24 protein-coding genes, 1 tRNA gene and 1 pseudogene are annotated in these 24,460 nt (G+C 70.9%); 13 read left to right on the top strand and 13 right to left on the bottom strand.

Going from position 1 to position 24,460, the window contains the following annotated elements; all coding sequences use genetic code 11:
* The first annotated feature begins 11 nt into the window (after positions 1-11).
* Genes ACN20J_RS25680 through ACN20J_RS25670 form a run of 3 tightly spaced genes read left to right on the top strand, consistent with a single transcriptional unit; the run spans position 12 to position 1,735 of the window.
* Positions 12-1,070, top strand: coding sequence for a peptidoglycan-binding protein (locus ACN20J_RS25680; protein WP_114528234.1), 1,059 nt, complete (start codon positions 12-14; stop codon positions 1,068-1,070).
* A gap of 60 nt (positions 1,071-1,130) precedes the next feature.
* Positions 1,131-1,394, top strand: a complete 264-nt coding sequence (locus ACN20J_RS25675; protein WP_114528235.1) for a hypothetical protein — start codon at positions 1,131-1,133, stop codon at positions 1,392-1,394.
* A complete protein-coding gene (locus tag ACN20J_RS25670) occupies positions 1,391-1,735 on the top strand; it encodes a hypothetical protein (protein ID WP_114528236.1) in 345 nt (114 codons plus the stop codon). Before ACN20J_RS25675 ends, ACN20J_RS25670 begins: the two co-directional genes overlap by 4 nt.
* A 59-nt stretch (positions 1,736-1,794) precedes the next feature.
* On the opposite strand, the gene ACN20J_RS25665 is transcribed toward ACN20J_RS25670, so the two are convergent.
* Positions 1,795-3,147 (bottom strand): transcriptional regulator, encoded by a 1,353-nt coding sequence (locus ACN20J_RS25665; RefSeq protein ID WP_419666888.1) that lies wholly within the window; start codon positions 3,145-3,147, stop codon positions 1,795-1,797.
* 138 nt (positions 3,148-3,285) lie between these two features.
* On the opposite strand from ACN20J_RS25665, the gene ACN20J_RS25660 reads away from it, so the two are divergent.
* The 3 genes from ACN20J_RS25660 to ACN20J_RS25650 are packed head-to-tail and all read left to right on the top strand — an operon-like array spanning position 3,286 to position 4,516.
* The gene (locus ACN20J_RS25660) at positions 3,286-3,720 is read left to right on the top strand and encodes an ATP-binding protein (RefSeq protein ID WP_258565880.1); all 435 of its coding nucleotides are present in this window, start codon (positions 3,286-3,288) and stop codon (positions 3,718-3,720) included.
* Positions 3,717-4,202 carry a hypothetical protein gene (locus tag ACN20J_RS25655; protein ID WP_114528239.1) on the top strand — a complete coding sequence of 162 codons (486 nt, stop codon included), beginning with the start codon at positions 3,717-3,719 and terminating at the stop codon, positions 4,200-4,202. Before ACN20J_RS25660 ends, ACN20J_RS25655 begins: the two co-directional genes overlap by 4 nt.
* Positions 4,202-4,516 carry a hypothetical protein gene (locus ACN20J_RS25650; protein ID WP_147286251.1) on the top strand — a complete coding sequence of 105 codons (315 nt, stop codon included), beginning with the start codon at positions 4,202-4,204 and terminating at the stop codon, positions 4,514-4,516. The genes ACN20J_RS25655 and ACN20J_RS25650 overlap by 1 nt, the downstream gene beginning before the upstream one ends.
* A 174-nt stretch (positions 4,517-4,690) precedes the next feature.
* Here ACN20J_RS25650 and ACN20J_RS25645 read toward each other — a convergent pair.
* The 8 genes and pseudogenes from ACN20J_RS25645 to ACN20J_RS25610 all read right to left on the bottom strand — a co-directional run.
* Positions 4,691-4,945, bottom strand: a pseudogene (locus ACN20J_RS25645) (fatty acid--CoA ligase); the annotation flags it as partial.
* A gap of 217 nt (positions 4,946-5,162) precedes the next feature.
* A complete protein-coding gene (locus tag ACN20J_RS25640) occupies positions 5,163-5,708 on the bottom strand; it encodes a SigE family RNA polymerase sigma factor (RefSeq protein ID WP_189841604.1) in 546 nt (181 codons plus the stop codon).
* Positions 5,709-6,062: 354 nt separating this feature from the next.
* A complete protein-coding gene (locus ACN20J_RS25635) occupies positions 6,063-7,235 on the bottom strand; it encodes a lipid-transfer protein (protein WP_189841603.1) in 1,173 nt (390 codons plus the stop codon).
* Entirely contained in the window at positions 7,232-7,711 is a 480-nt protein-coding gene (locus tag ACN20J_RS25630) for a MaoC family dehydratase (protein ID WP_189841702.1), read from the bottom strand. Before ACN20J_RS25630 ends, ACN20J_RS25635 begins: the two co-directional genes overlap by 4 nt.
* A 17-nt stretch (positions 7,712-7,728) precedes the next feature.
* The gene (locus tag ACN20J_RS25625) at positions 7,729-8,808 is read right to left on the bottom strand and encodes an acyl-CoA dehydrogenase family protein (RefSeq protein ID WP_419666887.1); all 1,080 of its coding nucleotides are present in this window, start codon (positions 8,806-8,808) and stop codon (positions 7,729-7,731) included.
* A gap of 1 nt (position 8,809) precedes the next feature.
* Positions 8,810-9,823, bottom strand: a complete 1,014-nt coding sequence (locus tag ACN20J_RS25620; protein ID WP_419668950.1) for a bifunctional MaoC family dehydratase N-terminal/OB-fold nucleic acid binding domain-containing protein — start codon at positions 9,821-9,823, stop codon at positions 8,810-8,812.
* A gap of 38 nt (positions 9,824-9,861) precedes the next feature.
* Positions 9,862-11,046, bottom strand: a complete 1,185-nt coding sequence (locus ACN20J_RS25615) for an acyl-CoA dehydrogenase family protein (RefSeq protein ID WP_419666886.1) — start codon at positions 11,044-11,046, stop codon at positions 9,862-9,864.
* 249 nt (positions 11,047-11,295) lie between these two features.
* Positions 11,296-11,607, bottom strand: coding sequence for a hypothetical protein (locus ACN20J_RS25610; RefSeq protein ID WP_055613949.1), 312 nt, complete (start codon positions 11,605-11,607; stop codon positions 11,296-11,298).
* A gap of 383 nt (positions 11,608-11,990) precedes the next feature.
* Here ACN20J_RS25610 and ACN20J_RS25605 point away from each other — a divergent pair, with 383 nt between their 5' ends.
* The gene (locus ACN20J_RS25605) at positions 11,991-12,860 is read left to right on the top strand and encodes a bifunctional DNA primase/polymerase (protein WP_190230850.1); all 870 of its coding nucleotides are present in this window, start codon (positions 11,991-11,993) and stop codon (positions 12,858-12,860) included.
* 129 nt (positions 12,861-12,989) lie between these two features.
* Here ACN20J_RS25605 and ACN20J_RS25600 read toward each other — a convergent pair.
* A tRNA-Ser gene (locus ACN20J_RS25600) sits at positions 12,990-13,076 on the bottom strand.
* Positions 13,077-13,117: 41 nt separating this feature from the next.
* Positions 13,118-14,647, bottom strand: coding sequence for a S1C family serine protease (locus ACN20J_RS25595; protein ID WP_419666885.1), 1,530 nt, complete (start codon positions 14,645-14,647; stop codon positions 13,118-13,120).
* 279 nt (positions 14,648-14,926) lie between these two features.
* Here ACN20J_RS25595 and ACN20J_RS25590 point away from each other — a divergent pair, with 279 nt between their 5' ends.
* The 3 genes from ACN20J_RS25590 to ACN20J_RS25580 all read left to right on the top strand — a co-directional run bounded on the left by ACN20J_RS25590 (position 14,927) and on the right by ACN20J_RS25580 (position 17,670).
* Entirely contained in the window at positions 14,927-15,739 is an 813-nt protein-coding gene (locus tag ACN20J_RS25590) for a glycerophosphodiester phosphodiesterase (protein ID WP_189841595.1), read from the top strand.
* Between the two features lie 121 nt (positions 15,740-15,860).
* Entirely contained in the window at positions 15,861-16,490 is a 630-nt protein-coding gene (locus ACN20J_RS25585; protein ID WP_189841594.1) for an ATP-binding protein, read from the top strand.
* Between the two features lie 214 nt (positions 16,491-16,704).
* Complete coding sequence (locus ACN20J_RS25580; protein ID WP_189841593.1) at positions 16,705-17,670, top strand: DUF5926 family protein; 966 nt, start codon at positions 16,705-16,707, stop codon at positions 17,668-17,670.
* 243 nt (positions 17,671-17,913) lie between these two features.
* Here ACN20J_RS25580 and ACN20J_RS25575 read toward each other — a convergent pair whose 3' ends face one another.
* Both ACN20J_RS25575 and ACN20J_RS25570 read right to left on the bottom strand, forming a co-directional pair.
* Positions 17,914-18,570, bottom strand: a complete 657-nt coding sequence (locus ACN20J_RS25575) for a hypothetical protein (RefSeq protein WP_361888240.1) — start codon at positions 18,568-18,570, stop codon at positions 17,914-17,916.
* Between the two features lie 55 nt (positions 18,571-18,625).
* Positions 18,626-19,291, bottom strand: a complete 666-nt coding sequence (locus tag ACN20J_RS25570; RefSeq protein ID WP_190230846.1) for a bifunctional DNA primase/polymerase — start codon at positions 19,289-19,291, stop codon at positions 18,626-18,628.
* Between the two features lie 472 nt (positions 19,292-19,763).
* Here ACN20J_RS25570 and ACN20J_RS25565 point away from each other — a divergent pair, with 472 nt between their 5' ends.
* The 3 genes from ACN20J_RS25565 to ACN20J_RS25555 all read left to right on the top strand — a co-directional run bounded on the left by ACN20J_RS25565 (position 19,764) and on the right by ACN20J_RS25555 (position 24,430).
* Positions 19,764-21,275: a PP2C family protein-serine/threonine phosphatase gene (locus ACN20J_RS25565; RefSeq protein ID WP_189841590.1), complete on the top strand. Its 1,512-nt coding sequence runs from the start codon at positions 19,764-19,766 to the stop codon at positions 21,273-21,275.
* 111 nt (positions 21,276-21,386) lie between these two features.
* Positions 21,387-22,874 (top strand): aminopeptidase P family protein, encoded by a 1,488-nt coding sequence (locus tag ACN20J_RS25560; RefSeq protein ID WP_419666884.1) that lies wholly within the window; start codon positions 21,387-21,389, stop codon positions 22,872-22,874.
* A 188-nt stretch (positions 22,875-23,062) separates the two neighbouring features.
* A complete protein-coding gene (locus ACN20J_RS25555) occupies positions 23,063-24,430 on the top strand; it encodes a PLP-dependent aminotransferase family protein (protein WP_419666883.1) in 1,368 nt (455 codons plus the stop codon).
* Positions 24,431-24,460: the final 30 nt, after the last annotated feature.

Here is a 24,460-nt window from a genome sequence, read left to right as displayed (position 1 = left end):
GAGACACCCCCATGACCGTCAAGATCATCAGCCGCGCCGCGTGGGGCGCCAAGCCGTGGGACAACGACCCGAGGAGCGACGGGCCCGCGTACGTCCCCCTGTCCAGCCGTACGGAATTCTTCGTCCACTACGACGGAGCACACCACATCACCGCGACCGGCCCCGCCGTCCCGCGCGCGATCGAGGCGCAGCACCTCGCGCAGGGGTGGGCCGGCGTCGGGTATCACTTCGTCGTCGACCAGGCCGGCAACATCTACGAGGGCCGCGGGTGGACCCGCACCGGGGCGCACTGCCCCGGGCACAACGTGAGCGGCCTCGGCGTACAGATCGCCGTCGGTGGCGACCAGAAGCCGAGCGAGGCCGCCCTCGCCGCGTGCCGCGCCCTGTACGACGAGGCGTGCCGGCGCACCGGCCACACCCTCGCCAAGCGAGGCCACCGCGACGGCATCGCCACCCAGTGCCCCGGCGACATCCTGTACGCGTGGGTGCGCGACGGCATGCCCGCCAAGGGCTACACCCCGCCCACGGGCGGGACCTCGCCGAGCGTCGCCCGCTACCGCGTGACGATCAACGGACTTGAATACGGCTACGGCGCCGAGGGCGCCCACGTGACCCGCGTCGGCGAGGCCCTGGTCGCCAAGGGACACGGCGACGCGTACAAGGTCGGCCCCGGGCCCAAGTGGACCGACGCCGACACCGAGGCGTACGCGGCCTATCAGCGCAGCCTCGGTTTCACCGGCGACGACGCCGACGGCGTGCCGGGGGAATCCTCGCTCCGGTCCCTGCTCGGCACCCTCCCCGGCAAGACCACGACCAAGCCGAAGCCCAAGCCGCCGGCGTTCCCCGGCCGCGACAAGTTCGGCCCCGGCAAGCGCAACACGTACGTGACGCGCCTCGGCGAGGCCCTGGTCGCCAAGGGATACCGCCGCTTCTACAAGGTCGGCCCCGGCCCGTCCTGGTCCGACGCCGACCGCAACGCGACCCGCGCGTTCCAGCGCGCGCAGGGGTGGACCGGCGCCGACGCCGACGGCTACCCCGGCCCGGAGACGTGGCGCCGTCTGGTCGCCTGAACCACCCCACCCCGCCCGCCCGGTACCGCGCCGGGCGGGCCCACCCCCCGAGAGGAACCCATGAACCCGAAGAACACCCGCGCCGTCCGTACCGCGCTCCAGACGTTCGCCGCGGTCGTCGCGGTCGTGCCCGCCCTCGCCGCGGTCGTCGCCGACTCCGGCGACCTCGCCGTCGCCGCCCCGTGGCTGGTCGGCGCCGCCGCCACGGCCGCCGCGGTCGCCGGCGTCGTCGCCCGCGCCATGGCGCACCCCACCGTCGAGGCCCTGCTCGACCGGTTCGGCCTCGGCCTGGTCGACGACGGTAAGGGGCCGACCGCGCCGTGACGACCCAGCCCTCGCCGTCCGATCCGGCCGCGGTCGCGCTGGAACTCGAACGCATCCGGCGGACGATCGAGGTCGGGCACGCCCGGATCGACGGATCGCTCGCCCTGCTCGTTCAGCGCCACGACCAGACGGACGAAGCACTCAAGGAGCACACTCGCCGACTCGACGACCACGACGCCCGCCTCGACGTCCTCGAACGAGGCGAGACCGAACGCCAGAAGCGCAACGACACCCGCGTCGACGCCCTCGAACGGGCCCGTTGGCCGCTCCCCAGTGTGGCCGCCCTGGTCGCTCTGTGCGGCCTGCTGCTGTCCCTGTGGCAGTTCGCCACCCGAGCATGAGCAACGCCCCCCGCCCGGCCACGTACGGCCGCGCGGGGGGCGTTCTGTCGTTTCGGCGCCTACGCCGCGGCGACCAGCTCGCGCGCGTGCTCGTTGAAGTCGGCGACCAGGCGGTCGCTGCCGAAGGGCTGCATGCGCCGCTGTAGATCCTGCACGGCCTCGACCGCGCGCGAGGACTTCACCTGTCCCGACAGTTTCAGCGTCCGCATGCCGGCCGAGTACGCCGCGTCGAGGTCCCGCCGTTGCAGGTGGGACACGGCAAGAGCAGCGTGCGACATGGCGCCACGGCGGGCCCGGTTCTGCATCTTGGCGTGTTCGATCGACCGGTTCGCGTGTTCCTCGGCCGCCTTGGCGTCGCCCAGGTCCCGCATGGTGTTTGCGTGCTCGCCGTGCAGATACGCGGGGTCGATGAACTCCGCCCAGTCCGGTTCTTCCGCGAGGTCGGCCCGCGCGTAAGCCCGTTCCGACTGCGTGACCGCTCGCGCCGCGGCGACCTTGTCGTCGAGCAGGGCGAGCGCCCGCGCCTCCAGACACCACAGGTCCGCAAGGCACGCCGGCGAGTCCGCCCTCGACAGCCCCTGTCGGCCCGCCTGTGCCAGGCGCCGGCCCTCGGCAGGGTTGCCGAGTAGCGTCGCCTGGTCGGCCATGCCCGCGAGAACGTGCGCACCCAACGGGGCGTTCTGCGATTCCTCGGCGAGGCGTAGCGACTGGATCAAGTAACGCTGCGCGGTGCTGTGCTCGCCGTTGTCGTACGCCATCCAGCCGAGTAGGTAGGTCTGTTCGGCCGCGGCCTCGCACAGCGCACGCCGCACCGTGTCGTCGTGCGACCGCCGCAACAGCGGGTAGACGTGGTGGTTCATGTACTCCGCGAGGACCAGGCGCCCGGACCCGCCGCCCTGTAGCACGTCCATCCGTTGGAACGACGCGAACATGTTCTTCACTGAGAGCACATCTTCGAGGCGCACCCGCGGGCCCGGTTCCGGCTCCTGGTCGAGGGTGGCCAACAGCCAGTCCCGCGAGGGACCGACACCGGCAACGGCCGCGAACGGTGCGGCTGCAAGGAACATTCGACGATCCACGTCAGCTCTCCCCAGGTCGGCGACGACTTCCACCGTAGCCGCGAAAGAGGGGTCATAAGTGAGCGCTGCCTCGGTCGAATTGCCCTCGCCGAGGCCGAGGTCGTACGTCGTGATGCGCCACCCGAAGTGATCCGAGAAGACTCCCGCGAGAATGTCGGGGATCGGTGCACGGGGCGTTTCGCCTTCCAACCACCGACGTACACGCGTCGCGTTGGGCGCGACGTTCGGTTGCCCCCACTGCTGCGCCTTCGATTGCACGCGTCGGGCAAGTTCCTTACGGCTGATTCCGGAGCGGCCCAGCCAGTAACTCAGTTGATCATTCGGTGAATTCATCCCCGCACCCTCCGCGACCGTGGGCGTCGAAAGCGACACCCTTCGACACCCCCCTCGACGGTACCCGCCCTTTCGCAAGGGGTGTTGCCTGTACGACGAAACCCATCCGCTCGTGACCGCAGCTCCGAAGGGGTTGGCATGAACGAACGACGGCAGGCCCCGGCGCCCTGCTGCGCGCCGCCCTCCGGGCCCCCAGCACAGGCCATGTTCCCCAAGAGCAACGAGGCACCCGCACAGGCTCGCGCATACGTGCGCGACCTCCTGGCGCACGACGACGCACCGCTCGACGACGAACGCCTCGACGACGTCTTACTGATCGTCTCCGAGCTGGTCACCAACGCCTACCGGTACGGCACCGAACCCGAAGAATCCGTACTCGTCGCCGTCCTGACAACCGCCGAGCGCGTGCGCGTCGAGGTGCACGACCCACGGCGCACCCGCCCTCACATGCGCAACGAGTCAGGGGAGCGCGCCCGCGGGCGCGGCCTGCACATCGTCGACAGCCTCGCGGCCCGATGGGGAACCGACGACCGGCCATTCGGTAAAGCCGTATGGGCAGAGGTGAAGCGATGACAACAGAACCCGCCCTGTCCTTCCGGGCCGTGCCCGGCCCCGCCTTCGCCGCCGGGTGCACCGTGTCGACGTGGCTCGACGTAGGCGGCCTCTCGACCCCGGTCGGCTACGTCCTGATCGGCCACGCGCCCCCGTGGCGCCCGAGGGAATCGGCCGAGTCGATCGAGGCCGGCCTGATGGGCATGGTTGACGCGATGCGCTTACAGCCAGCCGCCGCCCGCGTACCAATCGTCGGCGCGCGGCTGCTGATCCGCGAGCGCTTCGCCGCCCTCGACTACGGACACCCCACATTCGTTATGCGGCTTCCCGCGCCCGGCGCCGACTGGCGTCGGCACGTCCTCGCCGGCGGCCCCGTCTGCCTGACGATCGGCCTCGACCCTCTACCGCCCGGCGCGGGCCCCGATGCCATCGGGGCGTACCTCGACCGCGTCGCCGCCACAAATCGCGCCTACATGGGCGCCACGACCCGCCGCGTCCGGTGATGGTCGAGGACCCCGGCGAGGTCGGCGAACGGCCCATTCCCCCGTCCTTCATGTGGGCATGCGCTGAGTGCACAGTGCGGCTGCGGCGGCTCGCCGAGATGTGGGCCGCCCCCGAGGGGTGCCTCTGGGAACAACTCCAGGTCGCCCGCCACATAGCCGAGGCGCACCCCGAAGCGGTCCCCCCGCCGCATCTCGACGACTGCGAGCTGTGCCCGTCGTACGCTCGCCACGACGCCGACGATCCGGGCGGGGTGTGGGCGGAGCACCGGACCCGGGACCTGTTCATGCCGCCCGGAATCGCCCGCCTGTTGTAAGCCACAGGGGTGCGCGCCCGCGCCGACGCGTGCGCCCTCGCCGCCCCTCCCCTGCTGTGACAGCAACGGGGGAGGGAAGGACCCACCGCCGCCGTCATCCCCCGTGCGGCGCGGTAGGTCACACAGAACGGCCCCGGCACCTGATCAGGCAGGTACCGGGGCCGTTCGCTGTTCCCCCTGGTCAGGGGGTGATGACCCACCGGATGTTTTGGGCACTCTGTTCCACATCAGCGTCGCGACCCGGTCGTCGTCCCGGACTCCGAGGTCGTCACGCAGCGCGTGCGCCAGCCGTGCCGCCCGGCCCCCGATCTCGGCGAACGAGCGCCTCTGCGGCTCGCCCTCACCGGTCCAGGTGATCACCTGAGATGAACCGTGGATCGTCGACCCGTGGGTCAGGATCCTCGAGATCAGCAGCGGTACGTCCTGCATCGTGCTCAGCACGGCGTCCTCCCGGGGGCGACATTGCCTACGCGGTAGTAAGGGTTGGGCTGATTCTGCTCACATACCGCGCGGTATGTCACTACTCCGGGGTGATCGATCACGTCACGACGGGATTCCTTGCCCCGGCGTGAGCAGTGTGCTTGCCGGGCGCTGGTCGGCCACACCGACCGTCACACCAATCGGTCACAACGATCGGTCACAACGATCAGCGCACGGGACCCAGCTCGGGGTCCTCACGAAGCTTGCCCAGCGCACGCGACACGGCCGACTTGACCGTACCGATCGACACTCCCAGCACGTCCGCCGTCTGCGCCTCGCTCAGGTCCTCGTAGTACCTGAGGACGACCATCGCCCGCTGCCGCGCAGGCAACTTCATGATCGCGCGCCACATGGCGTCGTGCAGCGCCTGCTGTTCCGCCGGGTCCCCGGCCGGCGGAGCCTGCGGCTCCGGCAGCTCGTCGCACGCGAACTCGTCGACCTTCCGCTTCCGCCACTGCGACGTCCGCGTGTTCAGCAACGCGCGCCGTACATAACCGTCGAGGGCCCGGTGGTCCTCGATCCGCTCCCACGCGACATACGTCTTCGTGAGTGCGGTCTGCAGCAGGTCCTCCGCGTCGCTCGGGTTCGCAGTCAGCGAGCGAGCGGTACGCAGCAGCACTGGTTGGCGGGCCTTGACGTACGAGGAGAACGACGGGTACGCAAGGGTCCGCGTCGCCGCATTCGAAGCGCTGGTGCAGACGGTTGTGGTCATGGCTCCACGCTAGGAGCGCCCCCTACTCCAGCGGATCGGCCGCAGGTCCCGAAGCCTTGTCCGCCTCAGGTTGTAGGAGGGGGGCTGGCCCCACCTACTGAAGGTGGACGCCGGGCCCCGGCCCCCTGAGGGTTCACCCCTGAGGACGGCTCCCCCGGCAGTAGCCCGGACCCGGGAATCGTGCGGGAGTAGTACGTCCGCGCTCCATGAGCACTCCCGGAGGGTACGCCGGGGCGCTCACCGAGCGCGAAACCGAGCGCCTTGAGCTCCGCCGACCCGGCCGAGGCCGCGCTGACACGGCCGACGCCGCCGCCGACACCGCACTGAGGCCCGCCCGACGCCCCGCCCTCGGCATCAACCCCGATCGTCCGAGCCCAGGATCAACCCCGACGTGGGGACCCCCGTACCCGCAGTCACCAGCACCCGGCCGGCCCCGGGTATCTGGTTCACGGACGTGCCGCGGAGCTGTCGTACGCCTTCCGCCACGCCGTTCATCCCGTGCAGATACGCCTCCCCGAGCTGCCCCCCGTGCGTGTTCAACGGCAATCGCTCCTCGGCGACGAAGTCCGCGGCCTCGCCCGGCTTGCAGAACCCGAACTCCTCCAGCTGCGTCAGCACGAACGGTGTGAAGTGGTCGTACAGGATCCCCACGTCTATTCCGGCCGGCGTCAGCCCGGACGTACGCCACAACTGGCGTGCCACCACGCCCATCTCCGGCAGCCCCGTCAGGTCGTCCCGGTAGAAGCTGGTCATCTGCTCCTGCGCGCGGCCCGCGCCCTGGGCTGCCGCGGTGATCACGGCGGGCGGATGCGGCAGGTCCCGCGCCCGCTCCACTGAGGTGACGACCAGGGCCTGGCCGCCGTCGGTCTCCTGACAGCAGTCCAGCAGCCGCAGCGGTTCGACGATCCACCGCGAGGCGGCGTGGTCGGCGAGGGTGATCGGTCTGCCGTGGAAGTACGCCGCCGGGTTGGTCGCCGCGTACTTCCGGTCGACGACCGCGACCTGCCCGAACGCCTCGGGCGTCAGTCCGTACGTGTGCAGATAGCGCTGGGCCGCCATCGCCACCCAGGACGCGGGCGTGAGCAGCCCGAAAGGCAGTGCCCAGCCGAGCGCCGCGCCCTCGGCCGACGGCTCTCGCCGCTGCACCCCCGAACCGAATCTGCGTCCCGACCGCTCGTTGAACGCCCGGTAGCAGACCACCACCTCGGCCACGCCCGTGGCCACGGCGAGAGCCGCCTGCTGGACGGTCGCGCAGGCCGCGCCTCCGCCGTAGTGGATCCGCGAGAAGAAGGACAGCTCGCCCATGCCGGCCGCCTGGGCGACTGTGATCTCCGGGCTGGTGTCCATCGTGAACGTCACCATCCCGTCCACGTCGGCCGGTGTGAGCCCCGCGTCGTCGAGCGCGGCCCGCACCGCCTCGACGGCCAGCCGCAGCTCACTGCGCCCCGAGTCCTTGGAGAACTCGGTGGCCCCGATCCCGACGATCGCCGCCCGCCCGCCGAGCGTGTCCCTGGTCCGTACGCTCATGGCCGACTCCCCGCCGCCTCGTGGACTGCGGCGCCCTCGGCTCCCGCAATGCCCTCAGCGCCCGCAGCGCCTTCGGCTCCTTCCGCTCCATCGGCTCCGGGGACAGTGACCGTGACCGTCCCGGTGACATGTCTGCCGATCCCGTTCGCCCCCACCACCCTGACCGTCGCCGTATCGCCCTCGACCGCCTCCACCGTGCCGGTCAACACCATCGTGTCGCCCGGGTAGTTGGGCGCACCCAGCCTGATCGCGACTCTCCGCAGTACGGACCGGGGTCCGAACCGGTCCGTGATGTAACGCCCGACCAGCCCGTTGGTCGTCAGGATGTTCATGAAGATGTCCGGCGAACCCTTCTGCCGCGCGAGCTCCGCGTCATGGTGCACGTCCTGGTAGTCCCGCGACGCGATCGCCCCGGCGACGATGAGCGTGCGGGTGATCTCGATCTCCAGCGGCGGCAGGACGTCCCCGACCCGCACCGGCCCGACCTCGGTGTTCACGCGTCCCCCTCTCCGTCCACGATCAACGCCCCCAATTCCTGGAGCACTTCGCTCCCGCACCCCAGATACGCGTCCAGCTGCCGCCCCCACAGAAAGTGCCGGTGCACGGGGTGGTCGAGGTCGGCCCCCATACCGCCGTGCAGATGCTGTCCCGCGTGCACCACGCGGGACCCCGCCTCCGACGCCCACCAGGCCGCGGTCAGCGCGTGCGTCGCGTAGTCCAGCCCCTCGTCCCGCCGCCAGGCCGCTTCGTAGGCCGTGACCCGTATCGCCTCGGTGTCCATGTACGCGTCGGCCGCCCGGAGTTGGACCCCCTGCTTGGTCGCGAGCGGTCTCCCGAACTGCTCGCGCGTGTTGGTGTAGTCGACCGCCCGGGCCACCGAACCCGCGCACACCCCGGCCTGCAACCCCGCGAAGGCGGTACGCGCGGTGGCCAGCACGTCGTCGTACGCCCCCTGGCCCGCCACGTCCGCGTCGGAACCGCCCAGCCGCTCGCCCGGCCGCTCGCGCTCGCCCAGCGGCTCGCCCGGTGTCCCGTCCAGCGTCAGCCGTCCCGCCGACCAGGGCGCTGTCAGCTCGACGGGCTCGCACCGCGCGTCGACGGTCCGTACGAGCCACAGGCCGTGCTCCTCGTCGGCGACGAGGACATGCGTGGCGTCGCGGAGCCACGGCACCACGGGGGCCACACCGCTCAACTCCCCTGATCCGCCCACCCGTACGGCAGCCTCGGGCAGGGCGCCGGTCACGACCACCGTGCCGTCCCCGATCGCGGGCAGCAGCCGCTTCCGCTGCTCCGCCGAGCCATGGGCCGACACCGCCAGCAGCCCGTACACACAGCTCGCCGCGAACGGGACCTGGGCCGTGGTCCGCCCCTGTTCCTCCAGCAGGAGCACCAGGCCGAGGAGCCCTATGTCCTCGACAGCGGTCGGCAACCCGGCCTCGCACAACGCCTTCCACAGCTCGGCGTCGCTGCCGGTGCCCGCCGCTGTCAGCCGCTCGTGGGTGGACAGGTCGCCGAAGATCCGCGCGGCCAGATCGCGGGCCGCAGCCTGCTCTTCCGTGGGCGTGAAGTCCATGTCAGACCCCGCTCCTCTCGACGGCCCGGAAGACCGGCAGCTCCAACTCCTCGTCCACCTGCTCGAACTCCAGCCGGACCGGCATCCCGATCCGCACCCGGTCGTGCGGCACCCCCACCACGTTGCTGATCATCCGGACGCCCTCCGCGAGCTCGATCAGCCCCACCGCGTACGGCGGGTCGAAGGCCGGGAAGGGCGGGTGGTGCATCACCACGTACGAGTAGACGGTCCCGTCGCCGCCCGCCTCGACCGTGTCCCAGTCCGGGCAACCGCACGCGTTGCACCCCGGCAGCCAGGGGAAACGGAGCGTCCTGCATCCGTCGCAGCGCTGTATGAGCAGCCGGTGCCGGGACACGCCCTCCCAGAAGCCGGCGTTGTCGCGATTGACGACGGGGCGGGGCCGCTTGGACCGCTCAGGCCGCTCGGATCGCTCGGATCGCTCGGGCCGTGAGACCTCGGCGGCCATCGCGGTCTTCGGAACCGCAGCCGCTCCCTCCGCCCGCGAAGCACCCCTTCTCCGAACCGCGGGCACGTACTTCAGGATCCGGAACCGATGTGTGCCCACCGGCCGGCCGGCCACCCGGACATCCATCCGAGTCGTGACGAAGTACCCCGTGCCCAGCTTGGTCGTCTTGCGTTCGGAGACCGACTCGATCATCGCGTCGAAGGTGATCGCGTCCCCGGGCCGCAGTGGCCGCAGATACTCCTGCTCGCAGTCGGTGGCGACCACCGAGGTGTACCCGGCGTCGTCGAGCAGCCCGAGCAGTTCGTCGTACGCCTCGGAACGCCCCGCGTGCCCGGAGAGGCCCCCCATCGTCCACGCCTGGAGCATGGTGGGCGGCGCCGTGGCGTCCACTCCCACGTACGCCGGATGCGTGTCGCCCATCGCCTCGCACCAGTGCCGGATCATTGGCTCGTTGACCAGGTCCTTGCCCACACCGCCAACAGCGGCAGCCTGCCCCTCGTATGCCTTCGCCCGCTCGAACACGTCCTCGTACTCGCCGCCCTCGCCCAAGGCCGCCGCCCCCTCTCCGCCCGGAACCTCCCGCTCGCTCACCGACGCCCCCTGGTCATCCCGAGCCGCATCGTCGCCACGATCTCCCGCTGCACCTCGCTCACCCCGCCCCCGAACGTGTTGATCTGAGCCGCCCTGTTCATCCGCTCCAGCTCGCCGTCCCCGAACACACCCGGCGATCCGGAACGGACCAGCGCATCCGATCCGACGATTTCCTGACACATGCGGTACACCGCGACCGCCGATTCGGTTCCCACGACTTTCACGCCGCTCGCGTCGCCGGGTGCCAGCCGGCCGGCCCCCACATCACCCACCAAACGCCAGTTGAGCAGGCGTGTTGCCGCCAGCCGGGCATGTACTTCGGCCAGCCTCGACCGCACCCACGGCTCGTCAACCCTGCGCCGCCCAGTCACCGGATCAGGGGTACGGGCGGCGGCCAGCGCGGCCGCGTAGAAGTCCTCGGCCTGCATGCCGATCGCCGCGAGGGCGACCCGTTCATGGTTGAGCTGGTTGGTGATGAGCCCCCAGCCGCCGTTCTCCTCACCGACGAGGTTGGCCGCCGGGACCCGGATGCCGTCGTAGTACGTGGCTGTCGTGGTCAGCCCGCCCACCGTCGCGATCGGCGTCCACGAGAACCCGGGGGCGTCGGTGGGCACGAGCAGAATCGAGATCCCCTTGTGCTTCGGCGCGTCGGGGTCCGTACGGCAGGCGAGCCAGATCCAGTCGGCCTGCTGGGCGTTGGAGGTGAACACCTTCTGCCCGTCGACAAGCCACTCACTACCACCATGGCGCACGGCCCGGGTCCGCAGCGACGCCAGGTCCGTCCCCGCGGACGGCTCGCTGTACCCGATCGCGAACATGAGTTCCCCGCGCAGGATCCGCGGCAGGAAGTAGTCCTTCTGCTCCTCGGTCCCGTACTTCATGAGCGTCGGCCCGACCGTGTTGAGCGTGACCATGGAGACCGGAGCGCCCGCCCGGTAGGCCTCGTCGAAGAAGACGAACTGCTCGTCGGCGCCGCGCCCCTGGCCCCCGTAGGCGACGGGCCAGCCGAGCCCCAGCCACCCGTCGGAACCGATCCGGCGCAACAACGCCCGCTGCTGTTCCGGGACACCCGGCGCAACAAGGTCCCCGGGCGACGGCGGTCCGTCCGGCATCAGGTCCCGGAAGTACGTGCGGAGTTCGGCGCGCAGTCGTCGCTGGCGCTCGGTGGGGGCGAGATGCACGACGACGGCCCTCCCGGACCTCGTACGAACAAGGGTTTCTGACTGTCCGTCAGATGCGTGTGACTGTCAAGGTCACGGACCTCGGCCGCCGGGGTCACGATCGCCCGCCCGGCACGCCCGGCACACATGCGGAAACGTCTGCGCGGCGGCACCCAAGTGCCGCCGCGCAGACGTGTTACCACCCCACAAAGCACCCCACTCAGGAGGCGTACGACCGCCGGGGGTCTCCAGTCCCCGACAGCCGCCGGTTCACCAGAGCTCGGTGAAGTTGACGGCGGTGTTCTCGTTCGACTGGTCGATGGCCGTGAACGCGGAACCGTTCACCTGGGCCGTGTTGCTCTGGTTCGAGGCACCGGAGCCGACGGCCTGCTGCTGCGTCGTGGACGAGGTTCCGTAGTTGTCGCCACCGACGCCACTGCCGACGACGTTCGCCACGGCCGCGTTCGATCCGTTGTCCGCGAAGGCGCCGTTGTCGGCCGCCGCAACGCCCGTGAAGAGGGCGGCTGCAAGCGGCAGGGCTGCCGCGGCGGCGAGAAGGCGGGCGGTACGGATGCTTGCCATGTCTTTTCCTCCAGAAGCGGAAGTTCGCACCGGCCAGGACCGGCTGAGTACGGCTTGTTCCAAGGCAGTTGGCCGACCGCCTCGGCGTCTGTCACAACGTCGCGAGACCAGAATTGCCCACCGAATCCCCGGCGAACCACCCCGGAAGGCACTATTCGCTCGCAAGCGTGAGGACATGTCGATAAACCCCCTTCACGCGACCAAAACCGCAGATCAGGGCGGTGCGTGCGACTCAATCCCATACGCCGCAAGGGACGAAGCGTTCCGGCACGTTTTCAGCCAATCCCACGGGGCCGGTTTCCGCCCCTCCCGGCCCCGCGTTCCTTCACCCAACCCCCGGAGCGCCTCTTCCTTTTTTCGAACACTCGTACGAACATGGAGTCATGGCCACCATCGACCGGCAGGCCACGACGCTGGCCCTCGCACACGCCCTGTCAGCCGCCGAACGCGGACTGTCCGTCATCCCGCTGTCCCGAACCAAACTTCCGGCACTGCGCTCCCCCCACCGCGACGACCCCACGGCCCCGCTCTGCCACGGCGAGTGCGGCCGCTTCGGACACGGGGTGTACGACGCCTCGATCGACCCCATACGCATCCGAGAGCTCTTCGCCGCCGCCCCCTGGGCCACCGGCTACGGCATCGCCTGCGGGCTGGACCCCCACCACCTGATCGGCGTCGACCTCGACACCAAATCGGGTACGGACTCCTCCGCGGCGCTCCGGGAACTGGCCCTGCGCCACCTGTTCACGATCCCGGAGACGGTCGTCGTGCTGACCCCCAGCGGCGGCCGTCATGTCTGGCTGAGCGGTCCGCCCGACGTCGTCGTCCCCAACTCGGCGGGCCGCCTGGCCCCCGGAATCGACATCCGCGGCGCGGGCGGCTACCTCGTAGGACCCGGCTCACGCACAGAACACGGCGCGTACAGCACGGCCCCGGGCACCGCCCACCTGGCGCCCGCCGCCTGCCCGCCGTCCCTTCTGCAACTCCTCCTGCCCCCGCCCCGCACCGGCCGCCACGCCGGCCCTGCCTCGGCGGGCCAACACGGCCAGGGCCTCGTCCAGTTCGTACTCGCCGCCCACGAGGGCCAGCGCAACACCCGCCTCTTCTGGGCGGCCTGCCGCGCCTACGAGAACGGCCTCGGCCCGGATCTCACCGAGGCCCTCGTCGAAGCCGCCATCCACACCGGCCTCACCGAACGCGAGGCCCGCTCGACCATCACCTCGGCATCCCGCATGACAAGACACCGCCCCTAGCCCCGCCACAACCGAAAACAACCACCCACGCGCGCGTGCACCCCGAAAACACCACGCAACGCACCACCCCCAAGAACAGCAGGGGCGTCCAGAACCTCTCGGTTCTGGACGCCCCTGCTTCTCGCACTGCGGTGGGTGTGGGATTTGAACCCACGGTCACATCGCTGCGACGACGGTTTTCAAGACCGTTCCCTTAGGCCGCTCGGGCAACCCACCCCGCGCCGCTGAGAGATCGGCGCGGGGACAAGACTAACGGGTCAGCTGTCGCCCTCGCGCTGGCCCAGGGTGACTTCGGCGGTCTGCTGCTTGCCGTCGCGGGTGTAGGTGAGTTTGACCGTGTCGCCGGGCTTGTGGGTCCAGATCTCGCCGATGAGGGTGGGGCCGCTGTCGATCACCCGGTCGTCGAGCTTGGTGATGACGTCGCCGGGCTTGAGGCCGGCCTTGGCGGCGGGGCCGTTCGGCGTGACCGCGTCCGAGCCGCTGGCGCCCTGCTCTGTGATCTTCGCGCCGGTGCCCTCCTCAAGGGAGACCGAGGCGCCGATCACCGGGTAGACGGGCTTGCCGGTCTTGATCAGCTGCTGGGCGACGGTCTTCGCCTGGTTGATCGGGATCGCGAAGCCCAGGCCGATGGAACCGGACTGGCTCGTGCCGCCCAGGCCCCCGCTGGAGGACTGGATGGCGGAGTTGATGCCGATGACCGCACCGTTCGCGTCCAGCAGCGGACCACCGGAGTTGCCCGGGTTGATCGAGGCGTCGGTCTGCAGGGCGCTCATGTACGAGGCCTTGCTCTGGGCGCTGCCGTCGCTGGAGGCCACCGGGCGGTTCTTGGCGCTGATGATGCCCGTGGTCACCGTGTTCGACAGGCCGAAGGGCGCGCCGATCGCGATCGTCGAGTCGCCGACGGCGATCTTGTCGGAGTTGCCGAGGTGCAACGGCTTGAGGTCGTTCGGTGCGTTCTTGAGCTTGATGACCGCGACGTCGTAGCCCTGGGCGTGGCCGACCACCTCGGCGTCGTACTTCTTGCCGTTCGAGAAGGTCGCAGAGAGCTTGCCGCTGTCGACCGCCTCCGCCACCACGTGGTTGTTGGTGAGGATGTGGCCCTGGGTGTCGAAGACGAAGCCGGTGCCGGTGCCGCCCTCGCCGTTGCTCCCCTCGGCCTCGATGGTGACCGTGCTCGGCAGCGCCGTGGCAGCCACGTTCGCGACCGTGCCCGGGTCACGCTTGAGGTCGCCGCCGCTCTGGGAGGCGGCGACCGTAGTGGAGCCCGTGGAGTCGTCGTTCCGGTCGGCCGCCCAGTAGCCGATGCCACCGCCCACGCCGCCCGCGACCAGCGCGGCCACCAGGACCGCGGCGACCAGACCGCCCCGCCCGCCCGACTTGGGCTTGGGCGCGGGCTGTTGGTACGAGGAGCCCCAGGAGTCCCCCGAGCCGCCCTCGCCCCCGCTCGCGTACGACGGCGTGGCCGGCGGCGGAGGCGGCCAGGCACCCGCTTCCGGTGCCGGGCCAGCAGCCTCGGGCGCCCCGGAGGGAACCGGGGGCAACGCGGCCGTCGGCGCACCGTCTTGGGAAGCGCCCGAATCCCGGGAGTAGGCCGAATCCTGGGAGTAGGCCGGACCCTGGGACGGAGCCGTGCCCTGATAGGGGTCCACGCCCTGGTGGGGGTCCACAGGGTCCGTTGCCCGTGACACCCCCTGCTCCGGCGGCACGGAAGCAGCAGGAGTGTCCACCGGCACGGGAGGTGCAGACGGGGCCGGGGGTACCGCAGTGCCCTCGTTCTCGGTGCTCACAGCTCTTCCTCTCGATCCACGGCTGTTCAGTCAGGTCGCGCTCGGTCACGATCACTCACGTGTGTTCATGACTCCACCCGCGAGTGCTCAGGAACCGGCGCGATTCAGCTGTGCATGTGCTTTTGTATGCCGTCAGCTTTTCCCATGGGCCGTCAGGGCACCATAAGCGGTGCCTGTGACTCCGGGATCTTCATTTATATCGGACAGGTCTGACAAAACCATCGCATGCACCACGCCATCGACGTCACGCCTACCCACTCGCGATGGCACCATGACGCGGTGACCCACGCACGACAGCACCTGAACCAGGTCGTCGCCCACCGCGGGGCCTCCGAAGAGGCCCCGGAGCACACCCTGGCCGCGTACGAGAAGGCGATCGAGGACGGGGCGGACGCCCTGGAGTGCGATGTACGGCTGACCGCGGACGGACACCTCGTCTGCGTCCACGACCGCCGCGTCAACCGCACCTCCAACGGCCGCGGCGCCGTCTCCGCCCTGGAACTCGCCGACCTCGCCACGCTGGACTTCGGCTCCTGGAAGAACCGCGACGAAGCGCCCGACTGGGAACAGCAACGGCCCCCTTCCTGGGAGCAGCAGTCCGTCCTCACCCTGGAGCGGCTGCTCGAACTCGTCGCCGACGCCGGCCGCCCCGTACAGCTCGCCATCGAGACGAAGCACCCCACGCGCTGGGCGGGCCAGGTCGAGGAGCGCCTGCTCGTACTGCTCAAGCGCTTCGGTCTGGACGCTCCGCCCTCGGCCGACGAGTCGCCCGTACGCGTCATGAGTTTCTCGGCGCGCTCGCTGCACCGCGTCCACGCCGCGTCCCCGACGCTGCCGACCGTCTATCTCATGCAGTTCGTCTCGCCCCGGCTGCGTGACGGACGGCTGCCCGCGGGGGTGCGGATCGCGGGTCCCTCAATGCGCATCGTCCGCAATCACCCGGCCTACATCGAGCGCCTGAAACGTGCCGGACATCACGTTCACGTGTGGACGGTGAACGAGCCCGAGGATGTCGATCTCTGTGTCGGGCTGGGCGTCGACGCCATCATCACCAACCGCCCACGCGCGGTGCTCCACCAGCTGGGCCGCTGACCTGGGGCCCAGCCGGATCCCTCGCGCGGGCTACCCCCACACCTCGGCCACTCCGTCGAATTCAGGCCACGCGATTACAGGGAGTGCTCCGGCGCGTTCGGTCCGTATTCGATCGTTAGGAGTGCGTCACTGCACGTGCATTGGCCGGTTTCCGGTCCAGTCCAGGGGGGCATTCACACCGTGGCGTGGGGCAAAGGAGGTCTCGGGGGTGGCGTTGGTGGTGGCACAGGAGGTGCCCACGTCGTCGAGCATGGCCGTACCCCATGGCCCTGCGGGCGTGGGGGAAGCAAGACACCGGATGCGGGCTCAGCTGCGCACCGGCGGTGTGGCGGAAACGGTCATCGACGATGCCGTATTGATCCTTTCCGAACTATTGAGCAACGCCTGCCGACACGGCAGGCCGTTGGGTGACGCCCTGGCAGGGGACGGCGACGTCCGGTGCGCGTGGCGCGTCGAACCGACCGGCAGGCTCACCGTGGAGGTGACGGACGGCGGCGGTCCGACCCGTCCGGTTCCGGCCACACCCTCGGTCACCGCGCGTGGCGGTCGCGGGCTGAACATCATCACGGCGCTGGCCGACGACTGGGGCGTCCGGGACGACGCCCGCGGTGAGGTCACGGTGTGGGTGGTCGTGCACAAGGACGCACACGCGGGACACCGTCGCGACGACTTCGCCGCGCGCGTCACCGCCCCGTCGGTGTCCGCGATACCCGACCTCGACTTCGGGAACGCGTTCGACAGCCTGGACTGAGCTGGACCGGGAACGACCTGAGCCGATGGCGGCCCGAACCCAGGACGACCTGGGCCGAAGCAACCCGAAGCAGACGGAAGCATTGGTTCAAGGACGAACCGAATCATCGCTTCCGGGACGACTCGGCACGTTGTCCACAGGGTCCCGTGGCTCCCCGTACGAGCGGCTAGGCTCGCGCCCGTACGAGTCGAGCCGTAACCGGGAGACATCCACGATGGCCAAGAAGCGACCCCAGACGAAGGCCAAGCAGCCTCAGCTGACGGATGGAGAGATCCCGGTCGTCGGGGCGCGCGAGCCCTGCCCATGCAACAGCGGCCGCCGATACAAGGCCTGTCACGGCCGGGCCGCCGCGCATGCCGTGACCGAGCTGGTGCACCGCCCCTTCGAAGCGCTGGCGGGCGAGGCCGACTGGATCGCGCTGCGCGAGCTGGTGCCCGCGGCCACCGTCGAGCTGCATCTGAAGGAGGCGCTCCCGGAGGGCGTCCCGTCGGTCACGCTCGCGACGGTGCTGCCGATGGCGTGGCCCGCGCTGCGCCGCGAGGACGGCTCGGTCCTGATCGGCCTGCAGAACGACACCGCGTCCGGTGACATCAGCCGCGACCTGGCCGACACCCTCCAGCGCGCGCTCACCGCGGAGCCCGGCACTCCGGTCCAGGGCCGTCGCGCCCCGGCCGACGGACCGCGGCTGCAGGACCTCCTCGACCCCGAAGGCGCGTTCGAGCCAGTTGTGCACCCGGGCTTCGAATTCTGGGTTCCGGACGCGCAGAACGCGACCACGGAGGTGACCGCCTCCCTGGAGCGGGCCAACGCCGCCGCCATCCCGACCGTGAAGCTCGCGGGTGTCGACGCCGCGTACTGGTGCGAGACGCCCGACAAGAACCACCTGCGCTGGGTCATGCCCCACCCGGAGGAGCAGCTTCTGGACGCGCTCGCCCGGCTGCACGCCGCGGGCCGGTCGAGCCTCGGCGACGGCACCCGTCTCGTGGGCTCCTTCCGTGCCCACGGCCTCACGGTGCCGGTCTGGGACCTGCCGACGGGCGTCACGGCGGAGGATGTCGAGAAGCCGGCCGCCGAATTCGCCGAGCGGCTCGCCGGCGCGCTGGCCTCGGACGCACCGCTCACCGCGGACGAGCGCCGGGCGCGCGGCGGTCTCACCAACCGGCAGGTCACGCTCAGCTGAGACACAGCAGACGCCCAGGTGGGACTGGCCGACCGGTCAGTCGGCCGACAGGGTCGTCGACCGGGTGACTCCTGTCACAACTCCCCGTTGTGGCAGGGAAGTCGGTGTCCGAATAGCCGAGATCGAATTTGCGAACCGCCGATCTCTTGTTACCGTTCCATTAGCCCGGTTGCTGGTGCATCCCCCGTCGCCAGCAACCGGGTCTTCTCATTTCCGGATTCGGACGCCCTGCCGGCGGAAGCCTCAACGCGCGGTCTGCGCAGGCGAGTTGCTCCCCGAGCGCAACAACAGCGGCCCCTCGGCCCCCTCCGCGAACTCCACCACCGCCGTGTACGCACCCGCGTCCCCCGCCGTGCGCTCCCGCGGTGTCTCGCACACCCCCGGCTCGTCGTCCGCGCCCACGGCGCAGTGCATCCGTACGGTGCGGCCGGCGGGCCCCATGAGGGTCAGTACGGACGTGAGATCGTCGCCGGTCGCGTTGCGGTAGTACGTCCGCGCCCAGGTGTCCCGCCCCTGGGTCAGCACGCAGGTCTGTGCCTCGATGCCGTCGGGGGAGGCGAGTTCGGGACCGCAGCGGGCGGCGGTGGCGAGGCCCAGGCCGAGCGTCAGGGGGCTCTCGGAGGGCGCGGAACGGGGTTCGGGCGCCCGTGGTGCGCCGGCGCGACCGGCGGCGGCAGCAGGCGCGTCGTCGGAGACACGTGCGCCCGAGGCGCGAACGGAGTCGTCGGAGGCGCGTGAGCCGTCGTCGGAGGTCCGGGTCGCGGAATCCAGGTCACCCACAGGTCCCGCGGAGGCCACGGCCAGTGGCAGCGCGGCAATGAGCGCTACCGCGCCCGCCAACGCGATCGGGCGGACTCTTCGAGGGCCTGGGGCTCGTCGTCCCCGGGAGTGACGCAGCATGAAAGGAACATAACGAGCGAGGGCGGGCGCGCGGCTCGCCGCGCGCCCGGTTTCCCTACAACTCGGGGGCGCTCACACCCGTACGGGTGAGGGCCTCCACCACGGCGTCCACGACCGCCTCGACATCGGGCACCCAGGGGGCGGCCGAACCGGGCAGCGGAGCCCGCTCCCAGCGCAGCTGGCCCTGACCGGTCTCGGACGGGGGCAGCGCCACATAGCCACCCTCGCCGTGGAACCGCAGCGAACCCGGGACATGGTCCTGGGCGTAGAGCAACTCGCCGAGCTGCTCCAGGGAGTACGGCTTCACGAGCAGCGCCCAGCGCGTCGGGGTCGCGATCACGGGGCCGAGGCGCATCCCCATGTGGTCGAGCGCGAGGAGCGCGCGGGACGCGGCGAGCGCCGGCAGGCTCACCGCGCAGGGGGCCTTGTCCCCGGTGGCCAGGATGATCGGCGCCGTAGGCCGGTTCGTCCACCACCAGCGCACCATCCGCTCATCGGTGGTGGCCGCAAGAAGGCCGGGGTCGAAGGGATGGGCACCGGGCACTGTGCATTCCGGGTCGGGGCACGCGCATCGGGCCCGCCCCTGCGGGTCCGCCGCCACTCCCGGGAGTACGGGCCACTGCCATGCGGTCGCGAAGGTCAGGGCCGCGCCGAGCATCTCAGGCTGTCCGCCGTTTCGCTTGGACAGGAGCCTGCGTCGCTTTCCGAGGATCTCGCGCATGAGCGCTCGTTCCTTTCCGTTGCACGCCTGGCAACACCGAGGACCACATCACACCATGTGTCGATCACTTCACTGTGCGTACCTGCTGGCGCATCACACCCCCGTCCGAGACAAGGGGAACCCCTATGGGCCGAGCGTTGGGCTGCGTCCGCGTCCATACTGCGTCTGGCAAAAGCATGGGCATGGCGTGGGGTGGCGGCGCCTGGCGTTTGCCGTCGCGCGTATTTCTCGCCGCCTCCGCCACGGGAGGATGGGGCACGGTCGTCGGTGGTTAAGACGCCCGGGTCCGTCGCCAGGTTCCGGGACGATCCCAACCACCCCTGGCCTTCACCGAGTACGTACCCATCACGACCGCTGTGACGCTCCGTCGAACAAGGCCAGTCGACCTCAATACGCCGAGACTCGAGTCAGTTTTAAGCCAACTTTGCAATTCCGCAACGGTCCCACGGACACCAGGAATCCCGGCAGGACAATGCTGGACATCCCCTCACGAGTGCGTGTACATGTGGAGACACTGCTAGCGGCGCAGAATGACATGGGGGTTTGCGATGCTATTGAGCAATACGCACCGGTCGGAAAGCCGGACGCCATGAACGCCCCTCACCTCCCGAAAGTGGCCGGAATCGATTCAACGGTTCCATCGCCCACACACACTGTCGCGCCCGCGCCTGCCGCCCCGGGTACCTCCTCGACCACTTCTCCACACGCTCCCGGGGCCGTTCTCCAGGACAGACTCGCAGGTTGGGTCTCTGATCTCACCACTCTGCACGAACTGACCGAGCGCCTGGCGCGCACCGCCGCACTGCCGGACGCGCTGCAGGAGCTGCTGCGCGCCGGAGCCGCCCTCGTGGGCGCCCGGCGCGGCCTCGTGGTCCTGGAACCGGGCGACGGACTCGGCCCCGACACCACCATCGGCCTGGGGTTGGCCCGCGCCGATCTCGGGCACATCGAGACCGTCCCGCGCAGCGCCATGTCGTACGGCAAGATCCTCGACGGACTCCCCGGGGGCGAGGGCGAGATCGCCCAGCCCGACCTCCTCTCCGAGGACGGCCTCGACCCGCGCCACCGCGAGGTCGCCGCCCGCCTCGGCTACGCCGCGAGCTACGCGCTCCCGCTGTCCACGGAGGATGCGGGCCGGCTGGGCGCGGCCGTTTGGCTGTACGACGAACCCGCCGAGCCCGTCGAGCGCCAGCGGCACCTGGTGGGCCTGTACGCGCGCTACGCGGCCGAGCACCTGGCCCGGCTGGTGGAACTGGACCGCACGCGCGCGTGCATGGCGACCATCTCCGAGGAGCTGCTCCCCTCGCGGCTGCCCCGGGTCTCCGGCGTCCAGCTCGCCGCCCGGCACCGCACGGGTCCGCGCGGCGGCGGCGACTGGTACGACGCGCTGCCGCTGCCCGACGCCGCGCTCGGCCTCGCGGTCGGGTCCGTCACCGGGTCGGGGCCCAGCGCGGTCGCCGCGATGGGCCGGCTGAGGGCCTCTCTGCGGGCGTACGCGGTGATGGAGGGCGAGGACCCGGTCGCCGTCCTGTCCGACCTCGAACTGCTGCTGCGGCTGACCGAGCCCGCCCGTTCCGCCACCGCCCTGTTCGCGTACTGCGAGCCCGCGTTGCGCAAGATCACGCTCGCCGGGGCCGGGCACAGCCCGCCGCTGGTGATCGGCGAGCGGCGCACGGAGTACGTGGAGACGTCCCTGTCGGCGCCCCTGGGGATGCTCGCCTGCTGGGAGGCGCCGAGCGTGGAGTTCCAGGCCGAGGCCGGAGAGACGGTTCTGCTCTACACGGACGGGCTGCTGCACCGCACCGGCGACCCGATGGACCGTGCCTTCTCGCGGCTGCACGCGGCCGCCGCGTCCGTGCCCAGGGCGCTGCGCGCCGACCCGGGCGCGGTCGCCGATCACGTCCTTCGGAGTGTGCTGCCGGACGGACTCGACGTCGCCGACAGCGACGAGGACGTGGTGCTCCTGGCGGCACGCTTCGAGTGAGTGTCGCGCCCCTTCGGGCGAGCCCCTCGTGAACAGGTCTTCCGGCCCTGGGCGTCCTTCCGTACGACCGTACGATGGAGGGCGTCCAGAGTCGTATCGAGGAGGCAGACCGTGTCGGAGGCGCTCAACCCGGAGACCCCGGAAGCTGTGCTTGACGATGACGCCGACCAGGCGGATGAAGAGAAGCCGCTCAAGCAGCGCAAGAACGGCCTGTACCCGGGCGTGTCCGACGAGCTGGCCGAGAGCATGAAGTCCGGCTGGGCCGACACCGAGCTGCACGGCCTGGAGCCGATCCCGCAGGCCGCGTACACCGCCGCCCGCCGTGCCGCGCTCTCCGCGCGCTTCCCGGGCGAGCGCCTGGTGATCCCGGCGGGCAACCTGAAGACCCGCTCGAACGACACGGAGTACCCCTTCCGTGCCTCGGTCGAGTACGCGTACCTGACCGGCAACCTGACCGAGGACGGCGTCCTGGTCCTGGAGCCGACGTCGGGCGGCCACAAGGCCACGATCTACCTGCTGCCGCGCTCCGACCGCGAGAACGGCGAGTTCTGGCTCTCCGGCCAGGGCGAGCTGTGGGTCGGCCGCCGCCACTCCCTGACCGAGGCCGAGCAGCTGTACGGCATCCCGGCCTCCGATGTCCGCGAGATCGCCGACGCGCTGCGCGAGGCGACCGGCCCGGTGCGGGTCGTGCGCGGCTACGACGCCGGCGTCGAGGCTGCTCTCACCGACAAGGTGACCGCCGAGCGCGACGAGGAGCTGCGCGTCTTCCTTTCCGAGGCGCGGCTGGTCAAGGACGAGTTCGAGGCCGGCGAGCTGCAGAAGGCCGTCGACTCGACGGTCCGCGGTTTCGAGGACGTGGTGAAGGTCCTCGACAAGGCGGAGGCCACGTCCGAGCGCTACATCGAGGGCACGTTCTTCCTGCGCGCGCGGGTCGAGGGCAACGACGTCGGTTACGGCTCCATCTGCGCCGCCGGGCCGCACGCGTGCACGCTGCACTGGGTGCGCAACGACGGCCCCGTCCGCTCCGGCGACCTGCTCCTGCTCGACGCGGGTGTGGAGACCCACACGCTCTACACCGCCGACGTCACGCGCACGCTGCCGATCAACGGCACGTACAGCGAGATCCAGAAGAAGGTCTACGACGCCGTGTACGAGGCCCAGGAGGCCGGTATCGCGGCCGTGCAGCCGGGCGGCAAGTACCGCGACTTCCACGACGCCTCGCAGCGCGTGCTGGCCCGGAAGCTGGTCGAGTGGGGGCTCGTCGAGGGCCCCGTGGAGCGCGTTCTGGAGCTGGGGCTGCAGCGTCGCTGGACGCTGCACGGCACCGGTCACATGCTCGGCATGGACGTCCACGACTGCGCGGCCGCGCGGACGGAGACGTACGTGGACGGCACGCTGGAGCCGGGCATGTGCCTGACCGTCGAGCCGGGGCTGTACTTCCAGGCGGACGACCTGACCGTGCCCGAGGAGTACCGGGGCATCGGCGTCCGCATCGAGGACGACATCCTCGTCACGGAGAACGGGAACCGGAACCTGTCCGCCGGGCTGCCTCGCCGGTCGGACGAGGTCGAGGCGTGGATGGCGTCCCTCAAGGGCTGACACGACATGGGCTGACATGACATGAATGGCCGGGTACCAGTGTGGTGCCCGGCCATACGTCTGCGCACGGTCGGTGGCCGGTCGCGCTCCGGCGGCCGGTGGTCGCTCGGGCCCCGCGGCGCAGCCGCACGATGTCACGGCCCCGCGCCCCTGGAGAAGGGACGCGTTTCACCGAGGGGGACTTGCCTGTGGACGCGTTCTGGTCCGGCGTCGGTGTGGATCTGCACCTCGAACCCGACGCCGCGGACGGGCGCCGGGCCGGGCTCGAACGGGCGTTGCGCGATGCCGTACGGGAAGGGCGGCTGGCGCCCGGGACACGGTTGCCCGCGACGCGCCGGCTCGCGGCCGAGCTCGGGATCTCGCGCGGGACGGCCAAGTCGGCGTACGACCAGCTGATCGCCGAGGGGTATCTGACCGCGCGGCAGGGGTCCGGCACACAGGTCGCCCCGCTGCCTTCCCCGGCCGCGGACGCGCCGGAGGCAACCACGCGCGCGCGGGCACCCCGTTTCGATCTGCGGCCCGGCAGCCCCGACGTCGGTGCGTTCCCGGCGGCGGCCTGGCTGCGCGCGCTGCGCCGGGCCATCGCGAGCGCGCCCTCCCCGGCCTACGACTACGGGGACCCGCGCGGCCGGATCGAGCTGCGGACGGCGTTGTCGGGGTACCTGGGGCGGGCGCGCGGGGTGATCGCGCCGCCCGAGCGGATCGTCGTCACCTCCGGGTACGTGCAGGGGCTCGCGCTCCTCACCCGCGTGCTGGACGCCGGTGTGATCGCCATGGAGGACCCCGGCCTCCCCTTCCACCGGGACGTGGTGCGGCACAACGGCGGAACCGTGGTCCCTGTGGAGGTCGACGAACGGGGTGCTTCGGTACGGGGGTTGGACGACGCGGCGGCCGTCGTCCTCACGCCCGCGCACCAGTACCCGACCGGGGTGACGCTGCACCCGGAGCGCCGGCGGGCCCTCACCGACTGGGCACGCGCGCGTGGAGGGCTGATCGTCGAGGACGACTACGACGGGGAGTTCCGCTACGACCGTCAGCCCGTGGGCGCCCTCCAGGGGATGGCACCCGGCCATGTCGCCTACCTGGGGACGGCGTCCAAGACGCTCGGGCCGGCGCTGCGGCTCGGCTGGATGGTGCTGCCGCCGCACCTGGTGGACGCGATCGCCGACGCCAAGCTGCACACCGACCACCACACGGAGTCCATCGGCCAGCTTGCCCTCGCCGAAATGATCACCAGCCACGCCTACGACCGGCACGTACGCGCGTGCCGCCTGCGGTACCGGCGGCGACGGGACCAGTTGCTGGAACGGGTGGGGACGCGGCGCGGGGTACGGGGCATCGCGGCGGGGCTGCACGCGCTGATCGACGTGAGCGACGAGGCCGCGGTGCTGGCGCGGGCCGCGGAGGAAGGGCTCGCGGTGGGACACCTCGGGGAGCACTGGCACACGGCGGACGCCGGACGGCCGCAAGGGCTCGTGGTCGGGTACGGCACGCCTCGGGAGCGGATCTATCCGGAGGCGTTGGAGGTGTTGGGGCGGGTGCTGGAGGGGGTCTGAGGGCCGGAGCCGGGCGCGCTGGGCGACGGC

The sequence above is a fragment of the Streptomyces sp. 2-1 genome, from assembly GCF_048564895.1.
Lineage (GTDB): Bacteria > Actinomycetota > Actinomycetes > Streptomycetales > Streptomycetaceae > Streptomyces > Streptomyces phaeochromogenes.
The sequence above is the reverse complement of the archived record's forward strand: the minus strand, read 5'-3'. Positions and strand labels throughout refer to the sequence as shown.

Coding starts and splice junctions, on each gene's coding strand:
- ACN20J_RS25640 (WP_189841604.1), bottom strand. CDS start 5,708: ATGACCACAACCGTCTGCACCAGCGCTTCGAATGCGGCGACGCGGACC.
- ACN20J_RS25655 (WP_114528239.1), top strand. CDS start 3,717: ATGACAACAGAACCCGCCCTGTCCTTCCGGGCCGTGCCCGGCCCCGCC.
- ACN20J_RS25565 (WP_189841590.1), top strand. CDS start 19,764: ATGCTGGACATCCCCTCACGAGTGCGTGTACATGTGGAGACACTGCTA.
- ACN20J_RS25610 (WP_055613949.1), bottom strand. CDS start 11,607: ATGGCAAGCATCCGTACCGCCCGCCTTCTCGCCGCCGCGGCAGCCCTG.
- ACN20J_RS25625 (WP_419666887.1), bottom strand. CDS start 8,808: ATGGACTTCACGCCCACGGAAGAGCAGGCTGCGGCCCGCGATCTGGCC.
- ACN20J_RS25650 (WP_147286251.1), top strand. CDS start 4,202: ATGGTCGAGGACCCCGGCGAGGTCGGCGAACGGCCCATTCCCCCGTCC.
- ACN20J_RS25635 (WP_189841603.1), bottom strand. CDS start 7,235: ATGAGCGTACGGACCAGGGACACGCTCGGCGGGCGGGCGGCGATCGTC.
- ACN20J_RS25605 (WP_190230850.1), top strand. CDS start 11,991: ATGGCCACCATCGACCGGCAGGCCACGACGCTGGCCCTCGCACACGCC.
- ACN20J_RS25665 (WP_419666888.1), bottom strand. CDS start 3,147: ATGAATTCACCGAATGATCAACTGAGTTACTGGCTGGGCCGCTCCGGA.
- ACN20J_RS25680 (WP_114528234.1), top strand. CDS start 12: ATGACCGTCAAGATCATCAGCCGCGCCGCGTGGGGCGCCAAGCCGTGG.
- ACN20J_RS25580 (WP_189841593.1), top strand. CDS start 16,705: ATGGCCAAGAAGCGACCCCAGACGAAGGCCAAGCAGCCTCAGCTGACG.
- ACN20J_RS25575 (WP_361888240.1), bottom strand. CDS start 18,570: ATGCTGCGTCACTCCCGGGGACGACGAGCCCCAGGCCCTCGAAGAGTC.
- ACN20J_RS25675 (WP_114528235.1), top strand. CDS start 1,131: ATGAACCCGAAGAACACCCGCGCCGTCCGTACCGCGCTCCAGACGTTC.
- ACN20J_RS25660 (WP_258565880.1), top strand. CDS start 3,286: ATGAACGAACGACGGCAGGCCCCGGCGCCCTGCTGCGCGCCGCCCTCC.
- ACN20J_RS25570 (WP_190230846.1), bottom strand. CDS start 19,291: ATGCGCGAGATCCTCGGAAAGCGACGCAGGCTCCTGTCCAAGCGAAAC.